Annotated in this window: 24 protein-coding genes; 21 read left to right on the forward strand and 3 right to left on the reverse strand. The window is 42.9% G+C overall.

Translation table 11 applies throughout. The features are described from left to right. The first annotated feature begins 360 nt into the window (after positions 1 to 360). From KB197_RS03280 to KB197_RS03300, 5 genes are all read left to right on the forward strand, one after another. Positions 361 to 981, forward strand: a complete 621-nt coding sequence (locus KB197_RS03280) for a CadD family cadmium resistance transporter (protein WP_212573438.1) — start codon at positions 361 to 363, stop codon at positions 979 to 981. Between the two features lie 221 nt (positions 982 to 1,202). Further along, entirely contained in the window at positions 1,203 to 2,249 is a 1,047-nt protein-coding gene (locus tag KB197_RS03285) for a FecCD family ABC transporter permease (protein WP_064275973.1), read from the forward strand. A gap of 1 nt (position 2,250) precedes the next feature. Then, positions 2,251 to 3,006, forward strand: a complete 756-nt coding sequence (locus KB197_RS03290) for an ABC transporter ATP-binding protein (protein ID WP_004255647.1) — start codon at positions 2,251 to 2,253, stop codon at positions 3,004 to 3,006. Positions 3,007 to 3,025: 19 nt separating this feature from the next. Beyond that, positions 3,026 to 4,033 carry an ABC transporter substrate-binding protein gene (locus KB197_RS03295; protein WP_064275972.1) on the forward strand — a complete coding sequence of 336 codons (1,008 nt, stop codon included), beginning with the start codon at positions 3,026 to 3,028 and terminating at the stop codon, positions 4,031 to 4,033. Next, on the forward strand, positions 4,014 to 4,706 hold the full coding sequence (locus KB197_RS03300; RefSeq protein ID WP_064275971.1) for an alpha/beta hydrolase-fold protein: 693 nt from the start codon (positions 4,014 to 4,016) through the stop codon (positions 4,704 to 4,706). The genes KB197_RS03295 and KB197_RS03300 overlap by 20 nt, the downstream gene beginning before the upstream one ends. 42 nt (positions 4,707 to 4,748) lie before the next feature. On the opposite strand, the gene KB197_RS03305 is transcribed toward KB197_RS03300, so the two are convergent. Next, positions 4,749 to 5,498 carry a lysophospholipid acyltransferase family protein gene (locus KB197_RS03305; protein ID WP_064275970.1) on the reverse strand — a complete coding sequence of 250 codons (750 nt, stop codon included), beginning with the start codon at positions 5,496 to 5,498 and terminating at the stop codon, positions 4,749 to 4,751. Between the two features lie 133 nt (positions 5,499 to 5,631). Between KB197_RS03305 and KB197_RS03310 the strand changes: the two genes are divergently transcribed. From KB197_RS03310 to KB197_RS03335, 6 genes are all read left to right on the forward strand, one after another. Further along, on the forward strand, positions 5,632 to 7,968 hold the full coding sequence (locus KB197_RS03310) for a cation-translocating P-type ATPase (protein WP_064275969.1): 2,337 nt from the start codon (positions 5,632 to 5,634) through the stop codon (positions 7,966 to 7,968). A 101-nt stretch (positions 7,969 to 8,069) separates the two neighbouring features. Then, on the forward strand, positions 8,070 to 8,747 hold the full coding sequence (locus KB197_RS03315) for a tRNA (adenine(22)-N(1))-methyltransferase (RefSeq protein WP_064275968.1): 678 nt from the start codon (positions 8,070 to 8,072) through the stop codon (positions 8,745 to 8,747). Continuing rightward, positions 8,734 to 9,531: a Nif3-like dinuclear metal center hexameric protein gene (locus KB197_RS03320; RefSeq protein ID WP_049502397.1), complete on the forward strand. Its 798-nt coding sequence runs from the start codon at positions 8,734 to 8,736 to the stop codon at positions 9,529 to 9,531. Before KB197_RS03315 ends, KB197_RS03320 begins: the two co-directional genes overlap by 14 nt. A 16-nt stretch (positions 9,532 to 9,547) precedes the next feature. Further along, entirely contained in the window at positions 9,548 to 10,651 is a 1,104-nt protein-coding gene (locus tag KB197_RS03325) for an NAD(P)/FAD-dependent oxidoreductase (protein WP_064275967.1), read from the forward strand. A 102-nt stretch (positions 10,652 to 10,753) separates the two neighbouring features. After that, complete coding sequence (gene galE / locus KB197_RS03330; RefSeq protein ID WP_001156556.1) at positions 10,754 to 11,773, forward strand: UDP-glucose 4-epimerase GalE; 1,020 nt, start codon at positions 10,754 to 10,756, stop codon at positions 11,771 to 11,773. A gap of 1 nt (position 11,774) precedes the next feature. Further along, on the forward strand, positions 11,775 to 12,740 hold the full coding sequence (locus KB197_RS03335; RefSeq protein ID WP_064276028.1) for a glycosyltransferase family 2 protein: 966 nt from the start codon (positions 11,775 to 11,777) through the stop codon (positions 12,738 to 12,740). 57 nt (positions 12,741 to 12,797) lie between these two features. On the opposite strand, the gene KB197_RS03340 is transcribed toward KB197_RS03335, so the two are convergent. Continuing rightward, positions 12,798 to 12,995, reverse strand: coding sequence for a ferredoxin (locus KB197_RS03340; RefSeq protein WP_024057475.1), 198 nt, complete (start codon positions 12,993 to 12,995; stop codon positions 12,798 to 12,800). Between the two features lie 45 nt (positions 12,996 to 13,040). On the opposite strand from KB197_RS03340, the gene KB197_RS03345 reads away from it, so the two are divergent. The 10 genes from KB197_RS03345 (at position 13,041) to whiA (ending at position 20,092) form a co-directional block, all read left to right on the forward strand. Continuing rightward, positions 13,041 to 13,532, forward strand: coding sequence for an SAG1386/EF1546 family surface-associated protein (locus tag KB197_RS03345; protein WP_001040919.1), 492 nt, complete (start codon positions 13,041 to 13,043; stop codon positions 13,530 to 13,532). 9 nt (positions 13,533 to 13,541) lie between these two features. Next, complete coding sequence (cmk, locus tag KB197_RS03350; RefSeq protein WP_064275966.1) at positions 13,542 to 14,216, forward strand: (d)CMP kinase; 675 nt, start codon at positions 13,542 to 13,544, stop codon at positions 14,214 to 14,216. Between the two features lie 119 nt (positions 14,217 to 14,335). After that, complete coding sequence (locus tag KB197_RS03355) at positions 14,336 to 14,842, forward strand: dihydrofolate reductase (RefSeq protein ID WP_064275965.1); 507 nt, start codon at positions 14,336 to 14,338, stop codon at positions 14,840 to 14,842. Then, positions 14,842 to 15,012: a hypothetical protein gene (locus KB197_RS03360; protein WP_000442260.1), complete on the forward strand. Its 171-nt coding sequence runs from the start codon at positions 14,842 to 14,844 to the stop codon at positions 15,010 to 15,012. The genes KB197_RS03355 and KB197_RS03360 overlap by 1 nt, the downstream gene beginning before the upstream one ends. 36 nt (positions 15,013 to 15,048) lie before the next feature. Continuing rightward, the gene (clpX, locus tag KB197_RS03365; RefSeq protein ID WP_025169664.1) at positions 15,049 to 16,281 is read left to right on the forward strand and encodes an ATP-dependent Clp protease ATP-binding subunit ClpX; all 1,233 of its coding nucleotides are present in this window, start codon (positions 15,049 to 15,051) and stop codon (positions 16,279 to 16,281) included. An 8-nt stretch (positions 16,282 to 16,289) separates the two neighbouring features. Beyond that, on the forward strand, positions 16,290 to 16,877 hold the full coding sequence (yihA, locus tag KB197_RS03370) for a ribosome biogenesis GTP-binding protein YihA/YsxC (protein WP_000422605.1): 588 nt from the start codon (positions 16,290 to 16,292) through the stop codon (positions 16,875 to 16,877). Between the two features lie 10 nt (positions 16,878 to 16,887). Then, positions 16,888 to 17,268, forward strand: coding sequence for a RidA family protein (locus KB197_RS03375; protein WP_001140420.1), 381 nt, complete (start codon positions 16,888 to 16,890; stop codon positions 17,266 to 17,268). A gap of 51 nt (positions 17,269 to 17,319) precedes the next feature. Then, a complete protein-coding gene (gene rapZ, locus KB197_RS03380) occupies positions 17,320 to 18,210 on the forward strand; it encodes an RNase adapter RapZ (protein ID WP_050971342.1) in 891 nt (296 codons plus the stop codon). Then, a complete protein-coding gene (locus KB197_RS03385) occupies positions 18,207 to 19,184 on the forward strand; it encodes a YvcK family protein (RefSeq protein WP_064275964.1) in 978 nt (325 codons plus the stop codon). The genes rapZ and KB197_RS03385 overlap by 4 nt, the downstream gene beginning before the upstream one ends. Beyond that, positions 19,181 to 20,092 (forward strand): DNA-binding protein WhiA, encoded by a 912-nt coding sequence (whiA, locus tag KB197_RS03390; RefSeq protein WP_049540853.1) that lies wholly within the window; start codon positions 19,181 to 19,183, stop codon positions 20,090 to 20,092. The genes KB197_RS03385 and whiA overlap by 4 nt, the downstream gene beginning before the upstream one ends. Positions 20,093 to 20,126: 34 nt before the next feature. On the opposite strand, the gene KB197_RS03395 is transcribed toward whiA, so the two are convergent. Beyond that, positions 20,127 to 21,095 carry an NAD(P)/FAD-dependent oxidoreductase gene (locus KB197_RS03395; protein WP_064275963.1) on the reverse strand — a complete coding sequence of 323 codons (969 nt, stop codon included), beginning with the start codon at positions 21,093 to 21,095 and terminating at the stop codon, positions 20,127 to 20,129. Between the last annotated feature and the right edge of the window lie 33 nt (positions 21,096 to 21,128).

Raw genomic sequence — 21,128 nt, forward strand, 5'->3', positions numbered from 1 at the left:
TCTAAATTGGGTAGCTTTTTTATTGAGATTTTATCGGTCACAATTTTGGAGACTACAAAAACCTCAAATGGTATCAGCTAATTACACCATAAAGGTGCGCAGCTACTCGGCTTGAAAAGCCGAGTAGCTGTCTGCAAGCTCCCTCGGAGAGCCCACACTTTACGAAGTAAAGTATAGTATGTTATACTTTACATGGAAGTAGTCACTGAATTTCAGTTAGAAATTACTTTGTAACTACATTTTGAGGAGGAGTAAAATGCTTTCCTACGTTCGACATTACCCACTAGCGATAGCTAAATTAATGTGTCTGTGTTCTCCTAAAATCTGCTGATTTATTACTGACTAATACAGGAGTTTTTTATGGGACAGACAATCATATCTGCTATTGGTGTTTATATTTCCACCAGTATCGATTATTTAATTATTTTAATTATTTTATTTGCACAGCTATCACAGAATAAACAAAAATGGCATATTTATGCGGGGCAATATCTAGGCACAGGCTTACTTGTAGGGGCGAGTTTAGTTGCTGCTTATGTCGTTAATTTCGTGCCTGAAGAATGGATGGTTGGATTGCTTGGTTTAATCCCTATCTATTTAGGGATTCGCTTTGCAATTGTTGGAGAAGGTGAGGAAGAAGAGGAAGAAGAGGAAGAAATTATTGAAAGATTAGAACAAAGCAAGGCAAATCAACTGTTTTGGACAGTTACATTGCTGACAATTGCGTCTGGCGGAGATAATTTAGGTATCTATATACCTTATTTTGCTTCGTTAGATTGGTCACAGACCCTCGTGGCGTTGCTTGTGTTTGTAATCGGCATAATTATCTTATGCGAGATTAGTCGGGTGTTATCCTCTATTCCGTTAATATTCGAGACAATTGAAAAATACGAGCGAATCATTGTGCCCTTAGTATTCATTGTACTTGGACTATACATCATGTATGAAAATGGCACGATAGAGACTTTTCTGATCGTGTAGATTTTTTTGTTTCACTAGGATTTTTGCCCGAGCTCAAATTAGCTCTCTGACTTCAGAGGGCTTTTTATGTTGTCCTCTTACCTCGATATACTCAAGTATAAATTATTAGCACTGTAAGACCAACTATACTCATTTTTCTCAGCTTGTTCCATAGTTAAAAATATGGTATACTTTTCATGAGAATTTTCTAAATTTTTAATATTCTATCAAAGGAGGTTTGCATGCTTTCCAAATTTTCTGGAAGCCAACAGGACCTGAAATTTGTATTGCTTTTAGGTATTTTACTAGGTGTTTTAGGAATTTCCCTCTTTTTAGCTGCTTCAATGGGATCCGTTGCGATTCATCTAAGCGATACCTATCGGATTATTTTGAGCAGGTTGGGATTTCCTCTTGAGATAGGAGAGGTTTCCAAGTCTACTCTTGCCATTGTATGGAACATGAGATTCCCCCGAGTATTGTTAGGCTTGATAGTTGGGGCTGGTCTTTCTATGTGTGGTAGCGTGATGCAGTCTACAGTGAACAATCCCATCGCAGAGCCTTATGTCTTAGGAATATCTGCGGGTGCAACTCTAGGGGCAACCTTGAGCATCATTCTTGGTTTAAAAGTGATGATTAGCCTTGGAGCTTTTCTTGGAGCTATTTTGGCAACAATTGCTGTCCTTATCATTGCCTCTATGCAGGGACGGATGACGACTTCCAGTCTGATCTTATCAGGAACGGTGGTCAACGCTCTCTTTCTGGCTTTTTCAAACTTTATTATATCAGTTGGTGCTAATGCTGACAGTGTGATGACCATTAAGTTTTGGACAATGGGTTCGCTTGCAGGGACTACCTGGTCTGACTTAGTTCTGCCAACTATAGTAGTGGGAATGGCCTTTCTATTTTTTTCTACTCAGTATCGTGTTTTTAATGCGATGATGATGGGAGATGAGGCTGCTTTAACTTTGGGGATTCCCTTACGCTTTTATTGGTATCTTTATGTGACAATGGTGGCTGTGCTGACAGCAGTCTTAGTGGCAACCTGTGGGATTATTGGATTTGTCGGTCTGATTACTCCTCACTTAGCACGAGGATTAGTAGGAACAAATTACAGGAGGCTTTTTCCTGTTGCGACCATACTGGGTGCCCTCTTTGTCGTCTGGGCAGATGTACTCTCTCGTGTCATTATTCCAAATGCTGAGTTGCCTATTGGTATTTTCACAGCCTTGGTAGGTGCTCCCTTCTTCATCTACATTGTTGGAGGTAGGAGAAGGGAGGTGAGGGTCTGATATGGACTTGATTTGTCAAGATATCCATTTTGGACTAGGAGAGAAAAAAATCCTCAAAGGAGTCTCTCTTAAGGTTGAAGGGCATCAATTTCACACGATATTAGGACCAAATGGAAGCGGGAAAACCAGTCTACTTAAACTCCTCTATCGTCAGGAAAAGGCGGACAAAGGTTTGATAAGCCTAGATGGAAAGCCTCTGGAACAATGGACGCTCAAAGAAACAGCCAAGCAAATGGCAGTTGTGACCCAGTTTAACCAACTGCAGTTTGATTGTACAGTTGAGGAAATCGTCTTGCTGGGAAGAACGCCCCATCTCTCTTTTTTACAGAAGGAAAGGGAAAGGGATTATGCGCTCGTTCAAGATGCCCTCGTTAAGGTGGATATGCTCGAGAAGAAAACTCGTCTCTATTCGTCTCTGTCAGGGGGAGAGAAACAGCGAGTCTTACTAGCCCGCGCCTTGGCGCAGGAACCGACTCTCTTGCTCTTGGACGAACCAACCAATCACCTGGATATCAGGTATCAGCTAGACTTGTTAGCCATTGTGAAAAATCTCAAGGTCAATGTTCTAGCTGTCCTACATGATATTCAACTTGCTTGTCGCTATTCGGATTATCTCTATCTGATGAAAGAGGGAGAAATCCTTTACCAAGGGACTCCAAAGGAGACCATCACCCCTGAGTCATTGCAAACTGTATACGGAGTTCAAAGTCAGGTGACTTGGACCGAGGACCAGCAAGCCATGATTCACTATTTATAAGAATGAAAAGGAAAACAAGATGAAAAAAACACTAAGCATTTTACTGGTAACAGTAGCTACCTTAACCATGGCAGCGTGTGGTAATACTACAGAAAAAGCTTCCACGCAGTCTAGCGCCGAAACAAGTCAAAAGGCAAGCGCAGAGACGACTTATCCACTAACGGTTAAAACCTATGATGCTAAAGGAAATGAAGTCGAACAAGTTTTTGACAAGGTACCTGAAAAAGTGATCACCAACAATCTTTCAACCACTGAAATCTTATTGGAGTTGGGGTTGAAGGATAAAATTGTTGGCATGCTCAATCCAGACAATGCTGTGACGGACAAATACAAGGACGCGATTGCGACTATTCCTCAAATTGGGGATAAAAAAACAGTCTCACAAGAGACAGTCCTTTCTTATGAGCCAGACGCGGTGATGGGTCGAAACATGATGTTTTCTGAAAAATCTTTGGGGACAGTTAGCACTTGGAATGAAAACAAAATCCCAGTTTATACACAAAAAGCTTCTCTCTCAACAATTCAGCAAGATTTGGGGAATATCGTAGAAGATGTCAAAAATCTTGGAATGATTTTTAATGTTCAGGACAAGGCCAATGAATACGCAGCCCAATTACAAACTAAAATTGACGCTGTTAAGAAAGCAAATCCAGCAAGCCAAGGTGAAAAGAAAAAGGCTTTGATTATGGTTGCTTATAATGATGAAACCTTCGGTGCCTACAAGTCTGCTTTGCAAGAAAGTTTGCTGAACCAACTTGGTTATACAAACGTTGCTACGGGGACATCAGGCTTGACCTTGGAAAACCTCGTGTCAATGGATCCTGAATTGATTATCTATGTAACCAGCGATCGCAATAAAAAATTGGATGAAAAAGCAGTAGAGTTGATGAAGGCAAATGCTGTTTTGGAAGGCGTTCCTGCTATTAAGAATCAAAAAATCATGACCATCTCTTACGATGAATTGATGGATTATGGTCCAGCAGTGATTGATTCCCTTGAGAAAATCAATGACTTTATCAATAAATAATGAGTTTGATTGGGAAGGAATTCAAGTTAAAATCAGCCTTCCCTCTAGCTACGACCCCAATCAAACCTATCCGGCTATTTTATTGAATGATGGAAACTTGGATTTCCTATCGTCCCTATCCGAATCTGTGATTTTAGTAGGCTTGACCTCTAAAAATCGCTTAGACGACTACACTCCCTGGGCGACATCGGCTATGAGAGATGGAGCTCCAGATTTTGGCGGTCAGGCCAATGTCTATCATGATCATTTGTTCGGAGATCTTTTAGACAAGTTGCAGTCGCTTTATCGCCTGGACGAAACTCGCCTTGCTTATGGAGGTTATTCACTAGGTGGTTTGGTGGCAGTCTACAGTCTTTTCAGCTTTGACAAGGTTTCCTGTGTCTTTTCGATCTGCGGTTCCTTTTGGTATCCTGATTTTGTGACTTACTGCAAGGATGAGAATGTGAAAAATTTGGATTGTTTGCTGTATTTACAGAATGGTCAAACAGAAGGAGCACACCATACTAATCGCTTAGCTCAAGCACCAGTCTATGCTGAGCAAATCCATACCAGTCTTCAGAAACGCTATCCGAACGGTCAGTTTGTCTTTGATCCTTATGGACACCATGAACAAGTAGCTGAGCGATTTCTAGTTTTTTCCAGCTGGTTGGCCCAAAAATGGAAAATCGAATAAAAAATTTATCCCTTGGCTTTTGCCAAGGGATTGTTGTATTTTTTAACCAAGAGCCTCTCTTTTCTTATCTGGATTCCAGACGAAGCTTGCGATAAAGCTAAAGATGATGGTTAAGATAGCAAGGATAATGGCAAGGATGAGGGCAGGGATGCGGATAAACCACCAGAGTGGGTTCGGTTTTTTATCGTTGTGCCATTGTTTAGTTTCTTGGTCCAGACGTTGGAATTCTGTTTGGATACGGTCTGCAACCATTTCGATTCCTTCATCATTCATTTTCTTGATGTCTGAAATATCGATTGGATTTCCAAAGTTCATGTCGACACGTTCACGGCTAACCAAGCCCTTCAAAGTCATGGGACCTGTGTAGGTAACTGGCATGATACGAACCTTGGCCATTTTGGCAATCAGAGCTACGCCACCCTTGACATCGTTTGAGTGTCGGCTTCCACTTGGAAACATGATGAGAGAGCGGTCACTTTTTTTGAGAACATTGATAGGATATTTGATGGCAGAGGCGCTAGGATTTTCACGGTCGATAGGAAAGGCACCACACATACGAATCCACCAACCAAAAATACGGTTAGTAAAGAGTTCTTTTTTGGCCATAAAGATGAACTGTTTTGGCTTAGTCGCAAAGGCCATATAAACTGGATCCCACCAGGTGCGGTGAGGCGCAACCAGGATATAATTTTCATCTTGATTAGGAATTTTATCGGTATTATGGTAGTGGGCATTGCCATTGATGGACCATAGTAGCAATACAACCAATCCACGTAAATAAGTATAAAACATGCGATCTCCTTCGATTCTTTTCTTGTTAATATTATACCTTATCAAAGGAGGGCTGGCAAACTTTTTCCCTTGACTAGGTGCATATTTGGGATGAGATTAGAATTCTTTTAGAAAAAATGATATGATATAATTTATGGATAAAAATAAGATTATGGGATTAACCCAAATAGAAGTCAAGGAAAGACAGGCTAAGGGCTTGGTCAATGATTTTACCGCATCGGCTAGTACCAGCACTTGGCAAATCGTTAAACGAAATGTCTTTACTCTTTTTAATGCTTTGAACTTTGCTATTGCTTTGGCACTAGCCTTTGTGCAGGCTTGGAGCAATCTGGTCTTCTTTGCTGTTATCTGCTTTAACGCCTTTTCTGGTATTGTGACCGAGCTGCGGGCTAAACACATGGTAGATAAGCTCAATCTCATGACCAAGGAAAAGGTCAAAACCATTCGTGATGGACAGGAAGTTGCCCTCAATCCTGAAGAATTGGTGCTAGGAGACGTCATTCGTTTGTCTGCAGGAGAGCAGATTCCCAGTGATGCCTTGGTTTTGGAAGGCTTTGCGGAAGTCAATGAAGCCATGTTGACGGGGGAAAGTGATTTGGTGCAAAAGGAAGTGGATGCCTTGCTTTTGTCAGGAAGTTTCCTAGCCAGTGGGTCAGTTTTAGCTCAAGTTCACCATGTCGGTGCAGACAACTATGCTGCCAAACTCATGCTGGAAGCCAAGACCGTTAAACCAATCAACTCTCGTATCATGAAATCGTTGGACAGGCTAGCTGGTTTTACTGGGAAGATTATCATTCCTTTTGGTCTGGCTCTCTTACTAGAAGCCTTGCTTTTAAAAGGCTTGCCTCTTAAGTCGTCCGTTGTAAATTCGTCGACAGCCCTTCTGGGGATGTTACCTAAGGGAATTGCCCTTTTGACCATTACTTCGCTTTTGACTGCGGTGATTAAGTTGGGCTTGAAAAAGGTCTTGGTGCAGGAGATGTACTCTGTTGAGACCTTGGCACGCGTGGATATGCTCTGTTTGGACAAGACGGGCACCATCACCCAAGGAAAGATGCAGGTGGAGGCTGTTCTTCCACTGACGGCAACTTATGGTGAAGAGACTATTGCCAGCATTTTGGCCAGCTACATGGCTCACAGTGAGGATAAAAATCCCACAGCTCAAGCTATTCGAAAGCGTTTTGTGGGAGAAGTTACTTATCCTATGCTCTCTAATCTTCCCTTCTCCAGCGACCGCAAGTGGGGAGCTATGGAATTGGAAGGTTTGGGGACAGTTTTCTTAGGTGCGCCTGAGATGTTGCTGGACTCTGAAGCCCCAGAAGCCAGGGAGGCCTTGGAGAGAGGGTCACGTGTCTTGGTCTTAGCTCTCAGTCAGGAGAAATTAGACCATCACAAACCACAGAAACCATCTGATATTCAGGCTCTAGCCTTGCTAGAAATCTTGGACCCGATACGAGAAGGAGCAGCTGAGACGCTGGACTATCTTCGTTCTCAAGAAGTGGGACTCAAAATCATTTCTGGGGACAATCCAGTTACGGTATCCAGCATTGCCCAGAAGGCTGGTTTTGCAGACTATGACAGTTATGTAGATTGCTCAAAAATTACGGATGAGGAATTGATTGCTATGGCTGAGGAGACAGCTATTTTCGGACGTGTTTCCCCTCATCAAAAGAAACTCATCATCCAAACACTGAAAAAAGCGGGGCATACAACAGCTATGACAGGGGATGGAGTTAATGATATCCTGGCCCTTCGTGAGGCGGATTGTTCTATCGTGATGGCTGAGGGAGATCCAGCGACTCGTCAGATTGCCAATCTGGTTCTCTTGAACTCTGACTTTAATGATGTTCCTGAGATTCTTTTTGAAGGTCGTCGTGTGGTTAATAATATTGCCCACATTGCACCGATTTTCTTGATAAAGACCATCTACTCATTCTTGCTCGCAGTTATCTGTATCGCCAGTGCTTTACTAGGTCGGTCTGAGTGGATCTTGATTTTCCCCTTCATTCCGATCCAGATTACCATGATTGACCAGTTCGTGGAAGGGTTCCCACCATTCGTTCTGACTTTTGAGCGAAATATCAAACCTGTTGAGCCAAACTTCCTCAGAAGATCCATGCTTCGTGCTCTACCAAGTGCTCTCATGGTTGTGTTCAGTGTTCTTTTTGTGAAAATATTTGGAAGTAGCCAAGGTTGGTCTGAGTTAGAAATTTCAACTCTACTCTATTATCTCTTGGGGTCAATTGGTTTCTTATCTGTATTTAGAGCCTGCATGCCATTTACCCTATGGCGTGTCCTCTTGATTGTTTGGTCAGTAGGAGGATTCCTAGCCACAGCTCTCTTCCCAAGAATTCAAAAACTGCTTGAAATTTCAACCTTAACAGGACAAACATTACCTGTTTATGGTGTCATGATGTTGGTCTTTACCGTGATTTTCATCCTGACTAGTCGCTATCAAGCCAGAAAATAAAGAAAGGCTGCAATCTGTGGATTGCGGTCTTTTTAGGTACAAGATTGCCAGCTGAAATGTGGTATAATAAGAGGTAATAGAGTTTTGGAAAGTGAGAGAAGATGATTTCAAAGAGATTAGAATTAGTGGCTTCCTTTGTGCCACAGGGAGCCATTTTACTAGATGTGGGGAGTGACCATGCTTATCTGCCTATCGAGTTGGTCGAAAGAGGACAAATCAAAAGTGCCATTGCAGGTGAGGTTGTAGAAGGTCCCTACCAGTCCGCGGTTAAAAATGTTGAAAGTCACGGGTTAAAGGAGAAAATCCAAGTCCGTTTAGCAAATGGCTTGGCAGCCTTTGAAGAGGCAGATAAGGTATCGGTCATTACCATTGCTGGTATGGGTGGTCGTTTGATTGCCAGGATTTTAGAAGAAGGCTTGGACAAGTTAGCTAATGTAGAGCGTTTAATCCTCCAACCCAATAATCGTGAAGACGACTTGCGTATCTGGCTACAAGAGAACGAATTTCAGATTGTAGCTGAAAGTATCTTAGAAGAGGCTGGCAAGTTTTACGAGATTTTGGTGGTGGAAGCAGGACAAATGAAGCTATCAGCTAGTGATGTTCGCTTTGGTCCCTTCTTGTCCAAAGAGGTCAGTCCAGTCTTTGTCCAAAAATGGCAAAAAGAAGCTGTTAAGCTAGAGTTTGCCCTCGGACAAATCCCAGAAAAAAATCTGGAAGAACGTCAAGTTCTAGTAGATAAAATTCAAGCCATCAAGGAGGTTCTCCATGTTAGCAAGTGAAGTGATTAATGCGTATGAAGCCTTTTGCCCTCAGGAATTTTCCATGGAGGGAGACAGTCGTGGTCTGCAAATTGGTACTTTAGACAAGGATATCCAAAGGGTCATGGTGGCTCTCGATATTCGTGAAGAAACGGTGGTTGAAGCCATTGAAAAGGGTGTAGACTTGATTATTGTCAAGCATGCGCCGATTTTCCGTCCCATCAAGGATTTGGTAGCTAGCCGTCCACAAAATCAGATTTACATTGATTTGATAAAGCATGACATCGCAGTTTATGTCAGCCATACCAATATTGACATCGTTGAAAATGGCCTCAATGATTGGTTCTGTCAGATGCTAGGTATCGAGGAAACGACCTATCTGCAGGAGACAGGTCCTGAACGTGGAATTGGACGTATTGGGAATGTTCAGCCTCAGACATTTGGGGAATTGGCCCAGCATGTCAAGCAAGTCTTTGGTTTAGATAGCCTTCGATTGGTGCATTATCAAGAGAGAGATTTGCAGAAGCCTATTTCAAGAGTGGCCATCTGTGGTGGTAGCGGGCAGTCTTTCTATAAGGATGCTTTGGCAAAGGGGGCAGATGTTTATATCACTGGTGATATTTACTACCACACTGCTCAGGATATGCTGTCTGATGGCTTGCTAGCCTTGGACCCAGGTCACTATATCGAAGTGCTTTTTGTAGAAAAAATTGCAGAGCTTCTTAATCAATGGAAAGAGGAAAAAGGCTGGACTATTGATATCTTACCTAGTCAAGCATCGACCAATCCTTTCCACCATATCTAGTTAGAAGGTGAAGACAATGAAAAAAGTTGCCATTATTGGAGCAGGGATTGTAGGTGCAACAGCTGCCTACTACCTCTCGAAAGAAAGTGATCTAGAAGTAACAGTCTTTGATCATGGACAAGGTCAGGCTACTAAGGCCGCAGCAGGAATTATCAGCCCCTGGTTTTCCAAACGCCGCAATAAGGCCTGGTACAAAATGGCGCGCTTGGGGGCTGACTTTTATGTGGATTTATTAGCAGATTTAGAGAAGTCAGGACAAGAAATCGACTTTTACCAGCGTTCGGGAGTCTTTCTCCTGAAAAAGGATGAAACTAAGTTGGAAGCACTCTATCAACTAGCCCTCCAGCGTAGAGAAGAATCTCCTTTGATAGGCCGGTTAGCCATTCTGGACCAAGCATCAGCTAACGAATTATTCCCTGGTTTGCAGGGATTTGACCGTCTGCTCTATGCTTCTGGTGGAGCGAGAGTAGATGGCAAACTTTTAGTGACTCGTTTGCTGGAAGCCAGTCAGGTCAAGCTGGTCAAAGAAAAAGTAACTCTGACACCTTTAGCATCAGGCTACCAAATTGGCGAAGAGGTGTTTGATCAGGTTATTTTGGCGACTGGAGCTTGGTTGGGTGACTTGTTAGAACCCTTGGGTTATGCTGTGGATGTCCGTCCTCAAAAAGGACAACTACGAGATTATCAGCTTAGCCAAGACATGGAAGCTTACCCTGTTGTTATGCCAGAAGGGGAGTGGGATTTGATTCCTTTTGCAGGTGGGAAATTATCCCTAGGCGCTACTCATGAAAATGACATGGGATTTGATTTGACGGTAGATGAAACCTTACTCCAACAAATGGAGGAGGCAGCCTTGCCTCACTATCCAGTTTTAGCTAGAGCGACTTCAAGAGCTGAGCGTGTGGGAATCCGTGCCTATACCAGTGATTTCTCTCCTTTCTTTGGGCAAGTACCTGGCTTATCAGGTGTCTATGCTGCTAGTGGACTAGGTTCATCAGGCCTCACAACTGGTCCTATCATTGGTTACCATCTAGCTCAACTGATCCAAGACAAGGAGTTGACCATGGACCCTCTAAACTACCCAATTGAAAACTATGTCAAACGAGTAAAAAGCGAGTAAGAATTTTACTTAAATTTTAGCCTCCCCTCTAGGATGGCAAATGACATTCCCTATCAAAAATGGTAAAATAAGAAAAAATAATCCGAGAATCGAGGAAAAAAGATGCAAGAAAAGATTTTGGTAACGGGTGGAGCAGGTTTTATCGGAACCCACACTGTTATTGAGTTAATCCAAGCAGGTCATCAGGTTGTTGTGGTGGATAACCTTGTTAATAGTAATAGAAAAAGTTTAGAAGTTGTTGAAAGAATCACAGGAGTTGAAGTGCCTTTCTATGAGGCAGATATCCGTGATACAGATACTCTTCGTGACATTTTCAAGCAAGAAGAACCAACTGGTGTCATTCACTTTGCTGGCTTGAAGGCTGTCGGCGAATCAACACGTATTCCTCTTGCCTACTATGACAACAATATCGCTGGAACTGTTAGTCTTTTGAAGGTAATGGAAGAAAACAACTGTAAAAACATTATTTTCAGTTCTTCTGCGACAGTTTACGGAGATCCTCATACAGTGCCAATCTTGGAAGATTTCCCACTTTCAGTGACCAATCCATACGGTCGTACTAAACTCATGTTAGAGGAAATTTTGACGGATATCTACAAGGCAGACTCAGAATGGAATGTGGTCTTGCTTCGTTATTTCAACCCAATCGGAGCTCATGAAAGTGGAGACCTAGGAGAAAATCCAAATGGTATTCCAAACAACCTCTTGCCATATGTGACTCAAGTAGCCGTTGGAAAATTAGAGCAAGTGCAAGTGTTTGGAGATGATTACGATACGGAAGACGGAACTGGTGTTCGCGATTATATCCACGTTGTCGACTTGGCTAAAGGTCACGTTGCAGCTCTGAAAAAAATTCAAAAAGGTTCAGGCCTAAACGTTTATAACCTTGGAACAGGTAAAGGCTATTCTGTTCTTGAAATTATCCAAAATATGGAAAAAGCGGTGGGACGTCCAATTCCTTACCGCATCGTAGACCGTCGCCCAGGGGATATCGCAGCCTGCTATTCAGATCCTGCAAAAGCCAAAGCAGAACTGGGCTGGGAAGCAGAATTAGACATCACCCAAATGTGTGAAGACGCATGGCGTTGGCAAAGCAAGCATCCAAATGGATTTGAAGACTAAGATGGTGATATCAATCATTGTCCCCTGTTTAAACGAAGAGGAAGTACTTCCTCTTTTTTATCAGGCTTTGGAAGCTTTACTTCCAGATTTGGAGACAGAAATCGAGTATGTCTTTGTCTCCGATGGATCAAGTGATGGGACCTTGGAACTCTTAAAGTCCTATCGGGAGCAAAATCCGGCAGTTCATTATATTTCTTTCTCTCGAAATTTTGGCAAAGAAGCAGCTCTCTATGCAGGCTTACAATATGCGACAGGAGATTTAGTGGTGGTGATGGATGCAGACCTCCAGGATCCTCCGAGTATGTTGCTTGAGATGAAAAATTTACTAGACCAGAATGCAGACTTGGACTGTGTTGGAACACGCAGAACCAGTCGAGGGGGAGAACCCTTCTTTCGCAGTTTCTGTGCTAATCTCTTTTATCGTCTTATGCAAAAAATTAGTCCAGTAGCCTTGCCGTCAGGTGTCCGTGATTTTCGCATGATGAGAAGATCTGTAGTGGATGCCATTTTAAGCTTGACTGAGTCCAATCGCTTTTCGAAGGGACTCTTTGCCTGGGTCGGCTTTAAAACCCACTATCTGGACTATCCAAATGTCGAAAGGCAGGCTGGCAAGACCAGTTGGAGTTTTAGGCAACTCTTTTTCTACTCTATTGAAGGGATTGTTAACTTTTCAGATTTTCCCTTGATTATAGCCTTTGTGGCAGGTCTCCTATCTTGTTTTATTTCTCTACTTATGACCTTTTTTGTTGTGGTTCGGACCCTCATTTTGGGCAATCCGACATCAGGTTGGACCTCTCTGATGGCTGTTATTCTCTTCCTTGGTGGGATTCAACTCTTGACCATTGGGATTCTCGGCAAGTATATCAGTAAGATTTATCTAGAGACTAAAAAAAGACCACTTTATCTCGTCAAAGAAAAAAGTGACCTTCCTGATTTTACAGAAAAAAATAAAGAGAAAAGACTATAATTTTGCATGGAAATATGCTAAACTAGAAGGAGTGGAACGTTCTTGTCGATATTAGAGTTAATCTTTAATCAAGGCACGTGTCGGACAGTTTCTAACAGCTTCTATGACGTCCTGACTAGGAGAGATTTCTTTTTCTAGTTGGTCAGGGTCATCGTAAAAACGCACGATTCCATTATCGTGGTAATCAAATAATTCAGAATAAGTTTGGCAAAGCCCACAGGCGATGCAACGTTCAGGTATAAGTGTGATTTTCATATTTATATTGTAATAAGAAAAGTAAAAAAAAACAAGGAGTAAGGTATGGCAAAAGAACCGTGGCAAGAAGATATTTATGAGAATCAAGAAGAAACAAGATCAGAACGTCGTAAGAGAGAACAAGGTGGAGGAGTGCTGGCTAATCGTATCTTGACTATTTTAGCAAGTATTTTCTTTGTGATTGTAGTCGTGATGATTATTGTTCTTATCTATCTTTCATCGGGTGGGAGTAATCGCACGGCAGCCTTGAAAGATTTTCACGATTCAGATACAAAAGTAGAGCAAGTTTCTTCTACTTCTAGTAGTAGTTCAGAGCAGGCATCTTCTAGTTCAGAGGAGAAGGTAGAGGAGTCATCTAGTAGCTCAGAACATCCAACTGATCCAGAAGGGACTACAAAAGTTATGGCTGGAGAAGGAGAAGCCGCCATTGCCGCTCGTGCAGGAATCTCGATTGCTCAGTTAGAGGCTTTGAATCCTGGACATATGGCTACAGGATCTTGGTTTGCAAATCCTGGAGATGTGATTAAGACTAGATAGGAGTCATAAATGAAGACGATTCAAATTGCTATCGATGGTCCAGCTTCAAGTGGTAAGAGTACAGTCGCAAAGATTATCGCTAAGGATTTTGGTTACACATATCTAGATACAGGTGCTATGTATCGTGCAGCGACCTACATGGCTCTCAAGAACCAATTAGGAGTTGAACAAGTTGAAGAACTCTTAGACTTATTGGACCAGCATCCAATCAGTTTTGGACGTTCAGAAACTGGGGAACAGCTTGTTTTTGTAGGAGATGTGGATATTACCCATCCTATTCGTGAAAATGAAGTGACTAATCATGTTTCTGCTATTGCAGCAATTCCTGAAGTACGAGAGAAACTAGTTTCTCTCCAACAAGAGATTGCCCAGCAAGGTGGGATTGTCATGGACGGTCGCGATATTGGGACTGTTGTATTGCCACAAGCAGAATTGAAAATTTTCCTAGTAGCTTCGGTAGATGAAAGAGCAGAGCGCCGTTACAAGGAAAATATTGCCAAGGGAATTGAAACAGACCTTGAAACTCTAAAAGAGGAAATTGCTGCGCGTGACTACAAGGATAGTCATCGTGAGACTTCGCCTCTCAAACAAGCAGAGGATGCTGTCTACCTTGATACAACTGGCTTGAACATTCAAGAAGTAGTCAAAAAAATTGAATCAGAAGCAAAGCAACGTATGTCCTAGGGACCGGAGAAGCAGGCTAAAGCTAGCCTGCTTCTTTTCTGTCAAACTGAACGCATTCCAAACCAGTCTTTTTTTGAGTTTTTTGATAAAATAGTACTATCAGTGAAAAGGATGGAAGCATGACTAAGAAAATCGTAGCTATTTGGGCCCAGGATGAAGAGGGTGTGATTGGTAAGGACAATCGTCTGCCTTGGCATTTACCAGCAGAACTGCAACACTTCAAAGAAACAACTCTGAATCATGCTATCTTGATGGGGCGCGTGACCTTTGATGGGATGGGGCGTCGCTTGCTTCCAAAACGGGAGACCTTGATTTTGACTCGTAATCCAGAAGAAAAGATAGATGGGGTTACTACTTTTTATGATGTCCAGTCTGTCTTGGACTGGTATCAGGCTCAAGAAAAGAATCTCTATATTATTGGTGGAAAGCAGATTTTTCAGGCTTTTGAACCCTATTTGGATGAAGTAATTGTCACTCAAATCCATGCTCGGGTGGAGGGCGATACCTATTTCCCTGAAGAGTTTGACTTGTCCCTTTTTGAGACGGTTTCAAGCAAATCTTATACCAAAGATGACAAAAATCCTTATGATTTTACCATCCAATACCGCAAGAGAAAGGAAGTCTAATGGAACGTAGTATATTTGGTTTTTTCACAGCCATGCTGTGTTTGGTCTGCTTGCTTGCAGGGGCACAGGCTTTTCGTAAAAAGCGTTATGGACTTTCTGTCCTGCTCTGGTTAAATGCATTTACCAATTTGGTCAATAGTATCCATGCATTTTACATGACCTTATTTTAGATAGAATGACAGTATAGAATAGAACGGAAGGAAATCATGCCTACAACTAGGAATAATGATATGATGGTTTATTGCTCATTTTGTGGCAAAAGCCAAGAAGAAGTACAAAAAATAATTGCTGGGAACAACGCCTTTATCTGTAATGAATGTGTGGAGTTAGCCCAGGAAATCATTCGGGAAGAGTTGGCTGAGGAAGTCTTGGCAGACTTGTCTGAGGTACCAAAACCAATCGAACTCCTCCACATCTTGAACCACTATGTAATTGGTCAAGATCGTGCCAAGCGTGCCTTGGCAGTGGCGGTTTACAACCACTACAAACGTATCAATTTCCACGATACGCGTGAAGAGTCAGAAGATGTGGATTTGCAGAAATCAAATATCTTGATGATTGGCCCAACTGGTTCAGGGAAAACTTTCCTTGCCCAGACCTTGGCTAAGAGCTTGAATGTGCCTTTTGCGATTGCGGATGCAACAGCTCTTACTGAGGCTGGTTATGTTGGTGAGGATGTGGAAAATATCCTCCTCAAACTCCTGCAGGCTGCTGACTTTAACATTGAACGTGCAGAGCGTGGGATTATCTACGTGGATGAAATTGACAAGATTGCTAAGAAGAGCGAGAACGTATCGATCACACGTGACGTTTCTGGTGAAGGGGTGCAACAAGCCCTTCTTAAGATTATCGAGGGAACAGTTGCCAGCGTACCGCCTCAAGGTGGACGTAAACATCCACAACAAGAGATGATTCAAGTGGATACTAAAAATATCCTCTTCATCGTGGGTGGTGCCTTTGATGGTATTGAAGAAATCGTCAAACAACGTCTGGGTGAAAAGGTTATCGGCTTTGGTCAAAATAACAAGGCGATTGACGAAAATAGCTCCTACATGCAAGAAATCATCGCTGAAGATATTCAAAAATTTGGTATTATCCCTGAGTTGATTGGACGCTTGCCAGTCTTTGCAGCTCTTGAACAGTTGACAGTAGATGATTTGGTTCGTATCTTGAAAGAGCCAAGAAATGCCTTGGTTAAACAATATCAAACCTTGCTTTCTTATGATGATGTCGAGTTGGAATTTGACGACGAAGCCCTTCAAGAAATCGCCAATAAGGCTATCGAACGCAAAACTGGTGCGCGTGGTCTTCGCTCGATTATCGAAGAAACCATGCTAGATGTCATGTTTGAAGTACCGAGTCAGGAAAATGTGAAATTGGTCCGCATCACTAAAGAAGCTGTCGATGGAACGGATAAACCAATCCTAGAAACAGCCTAGAGGTGACTATGGAACTTAATACACACAATGCTGAAATCTTACTCAGTGCGGCTAATAAATCCCACTATCCGCAGGATGAACTGCCAGAGATTGCCCTAGCAGGGCGTTCCAATGTTGGCAAGTCTAGCTTTATCAACACCATGCTGAACCGTAAGAATCTAGCCCGAACATCAGGGAAACCTGGTAAAACCCAGCTTCTCAACTTCTTTAACATTGATGACAAGATGCGCTTTGTGGATGTGCCTGGTTATGGCTATGCCCGCGTTTCCAAGAAGGAACGTGAAAAGTGGGGGCGCATGATTGAGGAGTACTTAACGACTCGGGAAAATCTCCGTGCAGTGGTCAGTCTAGTTGACCTTCGTCATGACCCGTCAGCAGATGATGTACAGATGTACGAATTTCTCAAGTATTATGAGATTCCGGTTATCATCGTTGCGACCAAGGCGGACAAGATTCCTCGTGGTAAATGGAACAAGCACGAATCAGCAATCAAAAAGAAATTAAACTTTGACCCAAGTGACGATTTCATCCTCTTTTCATCTGTCAGCAAGGCAGGGATGGATGAGGCTTGGGATGCAATCTTAGAAAAATTGTGAGGAAAAGAAAATGGCAAAAACAATTCATACAGACAAAGCTCCAAAGGCTATCGGACCATATGTTCAAGGAAAAATCGTTGGCAACCTTTTGTTTGCTAGTGGTCAAGTTCCTCTATCTCCTGAAACTGGGGAAATCGTTGGAGAAACGATCCAAGAACAGACAGAACAAGTCTTGAAAAACATTGGTGCTATTTTGGCAGAAGCAGGAACAGACTTTGACCATGTTGTCAAAACAACTTGCTTCTTGAGCGATATGAACGACTTTGTTCCTTTTAACGAGGTTTACCAAACGGCCTTTAAAGAAGAATTTCCAGCTCGTTCAGCAGTAGAGGTAGCTCGTCTTCCTCGTGATGTAAAAGTCGAAATCGAAGTCATCGCAGAGATTGGATAAGCTAGTTGAAGTTTGGTGTTGCCAAACTTCTTTTGATATAAGGAGAAAAAGATGACAAAGAAACAACTTCACTTGGTGATTGTGACAGGAATGAGTGGTGCAGGGAAAACAGTTGCCATTCAGTCCTTCGAAGATTTGGGTTATTTTACTATTGATAATATGCCGCCAGCTCTCTTGCCTAAGTTTTTGCAGTTGGTGGAAACAAAGGAAGACGACCATAAGTTGGCCTTGGTAGTGGATATGCGTAGCCGTTCTTTCTTTTCAGAGATTCAAACTGTTTTGGATGAGTTGGAAAACAAGGAAGAACTGGACTTTAAAATTCTCTTTTTGGATGCAGCTGATAAGGAATTGGTCGCGCGTTACAAGGAAACTAGACGAAGTCACCCTCTAGCTGCAGATGGACGGATTTTGGATGGAATCAAGCTGGAACGTGAACTCTTGGCGCCTTTGAAAAATATGAGTCAAAATGTGGTGGATACGACTGAACTTACTCCACGTGAGTTGCGTAAAACCATTGCAGAGCAGTTTTCTGATCAGGAACAAGCCCAGTCTTTCCGTATCGAAGTCATGTCTTTTGGCTTTAAATATGGAATCCCGATTGATGCAGACTTGGTTTTTGATGTCCGTTTCTTGCCAAATCCATACTACCTTCCAGAACTGCGAAACCAAACGGGTGTAGATGAACCAGTTTATGACTATGTCATGAATCACCCTGAGTCAGAAGACTTCTATCAACATTTGTTGGCCTTGATTGAGCCGATTTTGCCAAGTTACCAAAAGGAAGGTAAGTCCGTTTTGACCATTGCCATGGGTTGTACGGGTGGGCAACACCGTAGTGTGGCCTTTGCTAAACGCTTGGCGCAGGACTTATCCAAGAATTGGCCTGTTAATGAAGGGCATCGCGACAAAGACAGAAGAAAGGAAACGGTAAACCGTTCATGAGAAAACCAAAGATAACGGTGATTGGTGGAGGGACTGGGATCCCCGTCATTCTTAAAAGTCTGCGTGAAAAAGATGTGGAAATCGCTGCTATCGTAACGGTGGCCGATGATGGTGGTTCATCAGGTGAACTCCGAAAAAACATGCAGCAGTTGACACCGCCAGGGGATCTTCGCAATGTCCTTGTGGCCATGTCGGATATGCCTAAGTTTTATGAGAAAGTCTTTCAGTACCGCTTTTCTGAAGATGCGGGAGCCTTTGCTGGCCATCCATTGGGAAATCTCATTATCGCTGGCCTGTCAGAAATGCAGGGTTCGACCTATAATGCCATGCAGTTGCTGAGCAAATTTTTCCATACAACTGGGAAGATTTATCCTTCCAGTGACCATCCTTTGACCCTGCACGCAGTCTTTCAGGACGGGACAGAAGTGGCTGGAGAGAGTCATATTGCAGACCATACAGGCATGATTGACCACGTCTATGTGACCAATACCCTCAACGATGATACGCCTCTAGCCAGTCGTCGAGTGGTGCAGACCATTCTTGAAAGTGACATGATTGTACTCGGACCTGGTTCTCTATTTACCTCGATTTTGCCCAATATCGTGATTAAGGAAATTGGGCAGGCGCTTTTGGAGACCAAGGCAGAAATCGCTTATGTCTGCAATATCATGACCCAACGTGGGGAGACGGAACACTTTACAGATAGTGACCACGTGGAGGTTTTGCATCGCCACCTTGGTCGAGCTTTTATCGATACTGTCTTGGTAAATATTGAAAAAGTACCGCAGGAATACATGAATTCCAACCGTTTTGATGAATACTTGGTACAGGTGGACCATGATTTTGCTGGTCTTTGTAAGCAAGTTCCGCGTGTGATTTCATCCAACTTCCTTCGTCTGGAAAATGGGGGTGCCTTCCACGATGGGGATTTGATCGTGGATGAGTTGATGCGGATTATACAGGTGAGAAAATGAGTTTCACAGTAGCAGTAAAAGAAGAAATCCTAGGTCAGCACCATCTAAGCCGACATGAATTGTCTGCCATTATCAAGATGTCTGGTAGCATCGGTCTCTCGACTTCGGGTTTGACCTTGTCTGTCGTGACAGAAAATGCTAAATTGGCTCGTCACCTCTATGAGTCCTTTCTCCATTTCTATGAAATCAAATCAGAAATTCGCCATCACCAACGGAGCAATCTTCGCAAGAATCGAGTCTATACCGTTTTTACAGATGAAAAGGTGCAGGACTTGTTGAGTGATTTGCACTTGGCAGACTCTTTCTTTGGCCTGGAAACAGGTATTGATGAGGCAATTTTATCAGACGAGGAAGCAGGTCGTGCTTATCTTTGTGGCGCCTTCTTGGCAAATGGAAGCATTCGTGACCCTGAATCAGGCAAGTACCAGTTGGAAATCAGTTCTGTTTATCTGGACCACGCGCAAGGGATTGCCTCTCTTCTCCAGCAGTTTTTGCTGGATGCCAAGGTGCTTGAGCGCAAGAAGGGAGCTGTGACCTATCTCCAGCGTGCCGAAGATATTATGGACTTCTTGATTGTCATCGGAGCTATGCAGGCGCGTGATGATTTTGAGCGGGTTAAGATTTTGCGAGAAACCCGTAATGACCTCAATAGGGCCAATAATGCTGAAACGGCTAATATCGCTCGGACAGTTTCTGCCAGCATGAAGACTATCAACAATATCAGCAAAATTAAAGATATTATGGGCTTAGAAAATCTGCCGGTGGATTTGCAGGAGGTAGCGCAATTGCGGATTCAGCACCCAGACTACTCTATCCAGCAGTTAGCAGATAGTCTCAGCACTCCCCTTACAAAAAGTGGTGTCAACCACAGACTCAGAAAGATAAACAAATTAGCCGATGAACTATAAAACCACGAATCCTATGTGACTCGTGGTTCTTTTTTTATAAACTAGTAGAGTGTTTTGGTTGTACTTTTTGCTCAGGGTCGATGTAGTTGATAGCATTGTTGACAGCAGTTGGAGCTTCGCCCAGTCCTGTCGCAATCAAATCAATTTTTCCGTCATAGTAGCAGCAGTCACCGATAGCATAGATACCTGCTTGGCTGGATTCTTGTTTACTGTTGACGATAATCTTGTGGCGGTTGAGGTCCAGCCCCCAGTTTTTAAGGTTACCGACAGAAGATTTGAAACCATAGTTGACAAAGAGGTGGTCTAGGTCAATCGTTTCTGTTTCGTCAGATTTAACTTTTGTGATTTCAAGTTTATCGAGCGTTTTTCCATCTCCAAGGAGTTGGCTAGGGACGAATGGTGTCTTGATGGATACAGATGATTCTTGCAAGGCTTGGACACTGTGCTCCAAGGCGCGGAAATTATCTCTGCGGTGGACAAGGGTAGTTGGCGCAATTTTTTCAAAAGCCAAAGCCCAATCCACAGCCGAGTCTCCTCCACCAAGAATCGTCACTTTCTTACCAGCATATTGCTGGATGTTGGAAACGTGGTAGTGGATATTTTCATAACCCTCAACGCCTTCTAGTTCTAGAGGACGTGGTTTAAAGGCACCGCCACCCATAGCGATGATAACAGTTTTAGAAAGGTGACTTCCTTTAGAAGTTGTAATTACAAAGCCTTGATCTTGTTTTTCAATCTCAAGAACCGTTTCGTTGAGATGAATAGGGGTATCAAAGCCATTTAATTGCTCGATTAGACGGTTGGTCAATTCTTCTCCAGTCAGGTTTGGGAAACCTGGAACGTCTAGGATTTCCTTTTCAGGATAGAGGATGGCAGGTTGTCCACCTAACTGGGGAAGAGAGTCGATGATTTGGACCTTGGCTTGGCGTAGGTGGGCGTAAAAGGCCGCAAAAAGACCGACAGGACCACCACCTACAATGGTAATATCATAGAGTTGAGACATGGTTTCTCCTTTGTTTTTTCTAGTCAGTTTATT

It is taken from the genome of Streptococcus sp. 11-4097, from assembly GCF_018215285.2.
In the GTDB taxonomy this organism is placed as follows: Bacteria; Bacillota; Bacilli; order Lactobacillales; family Streptococcaceae; genus Streptococcus.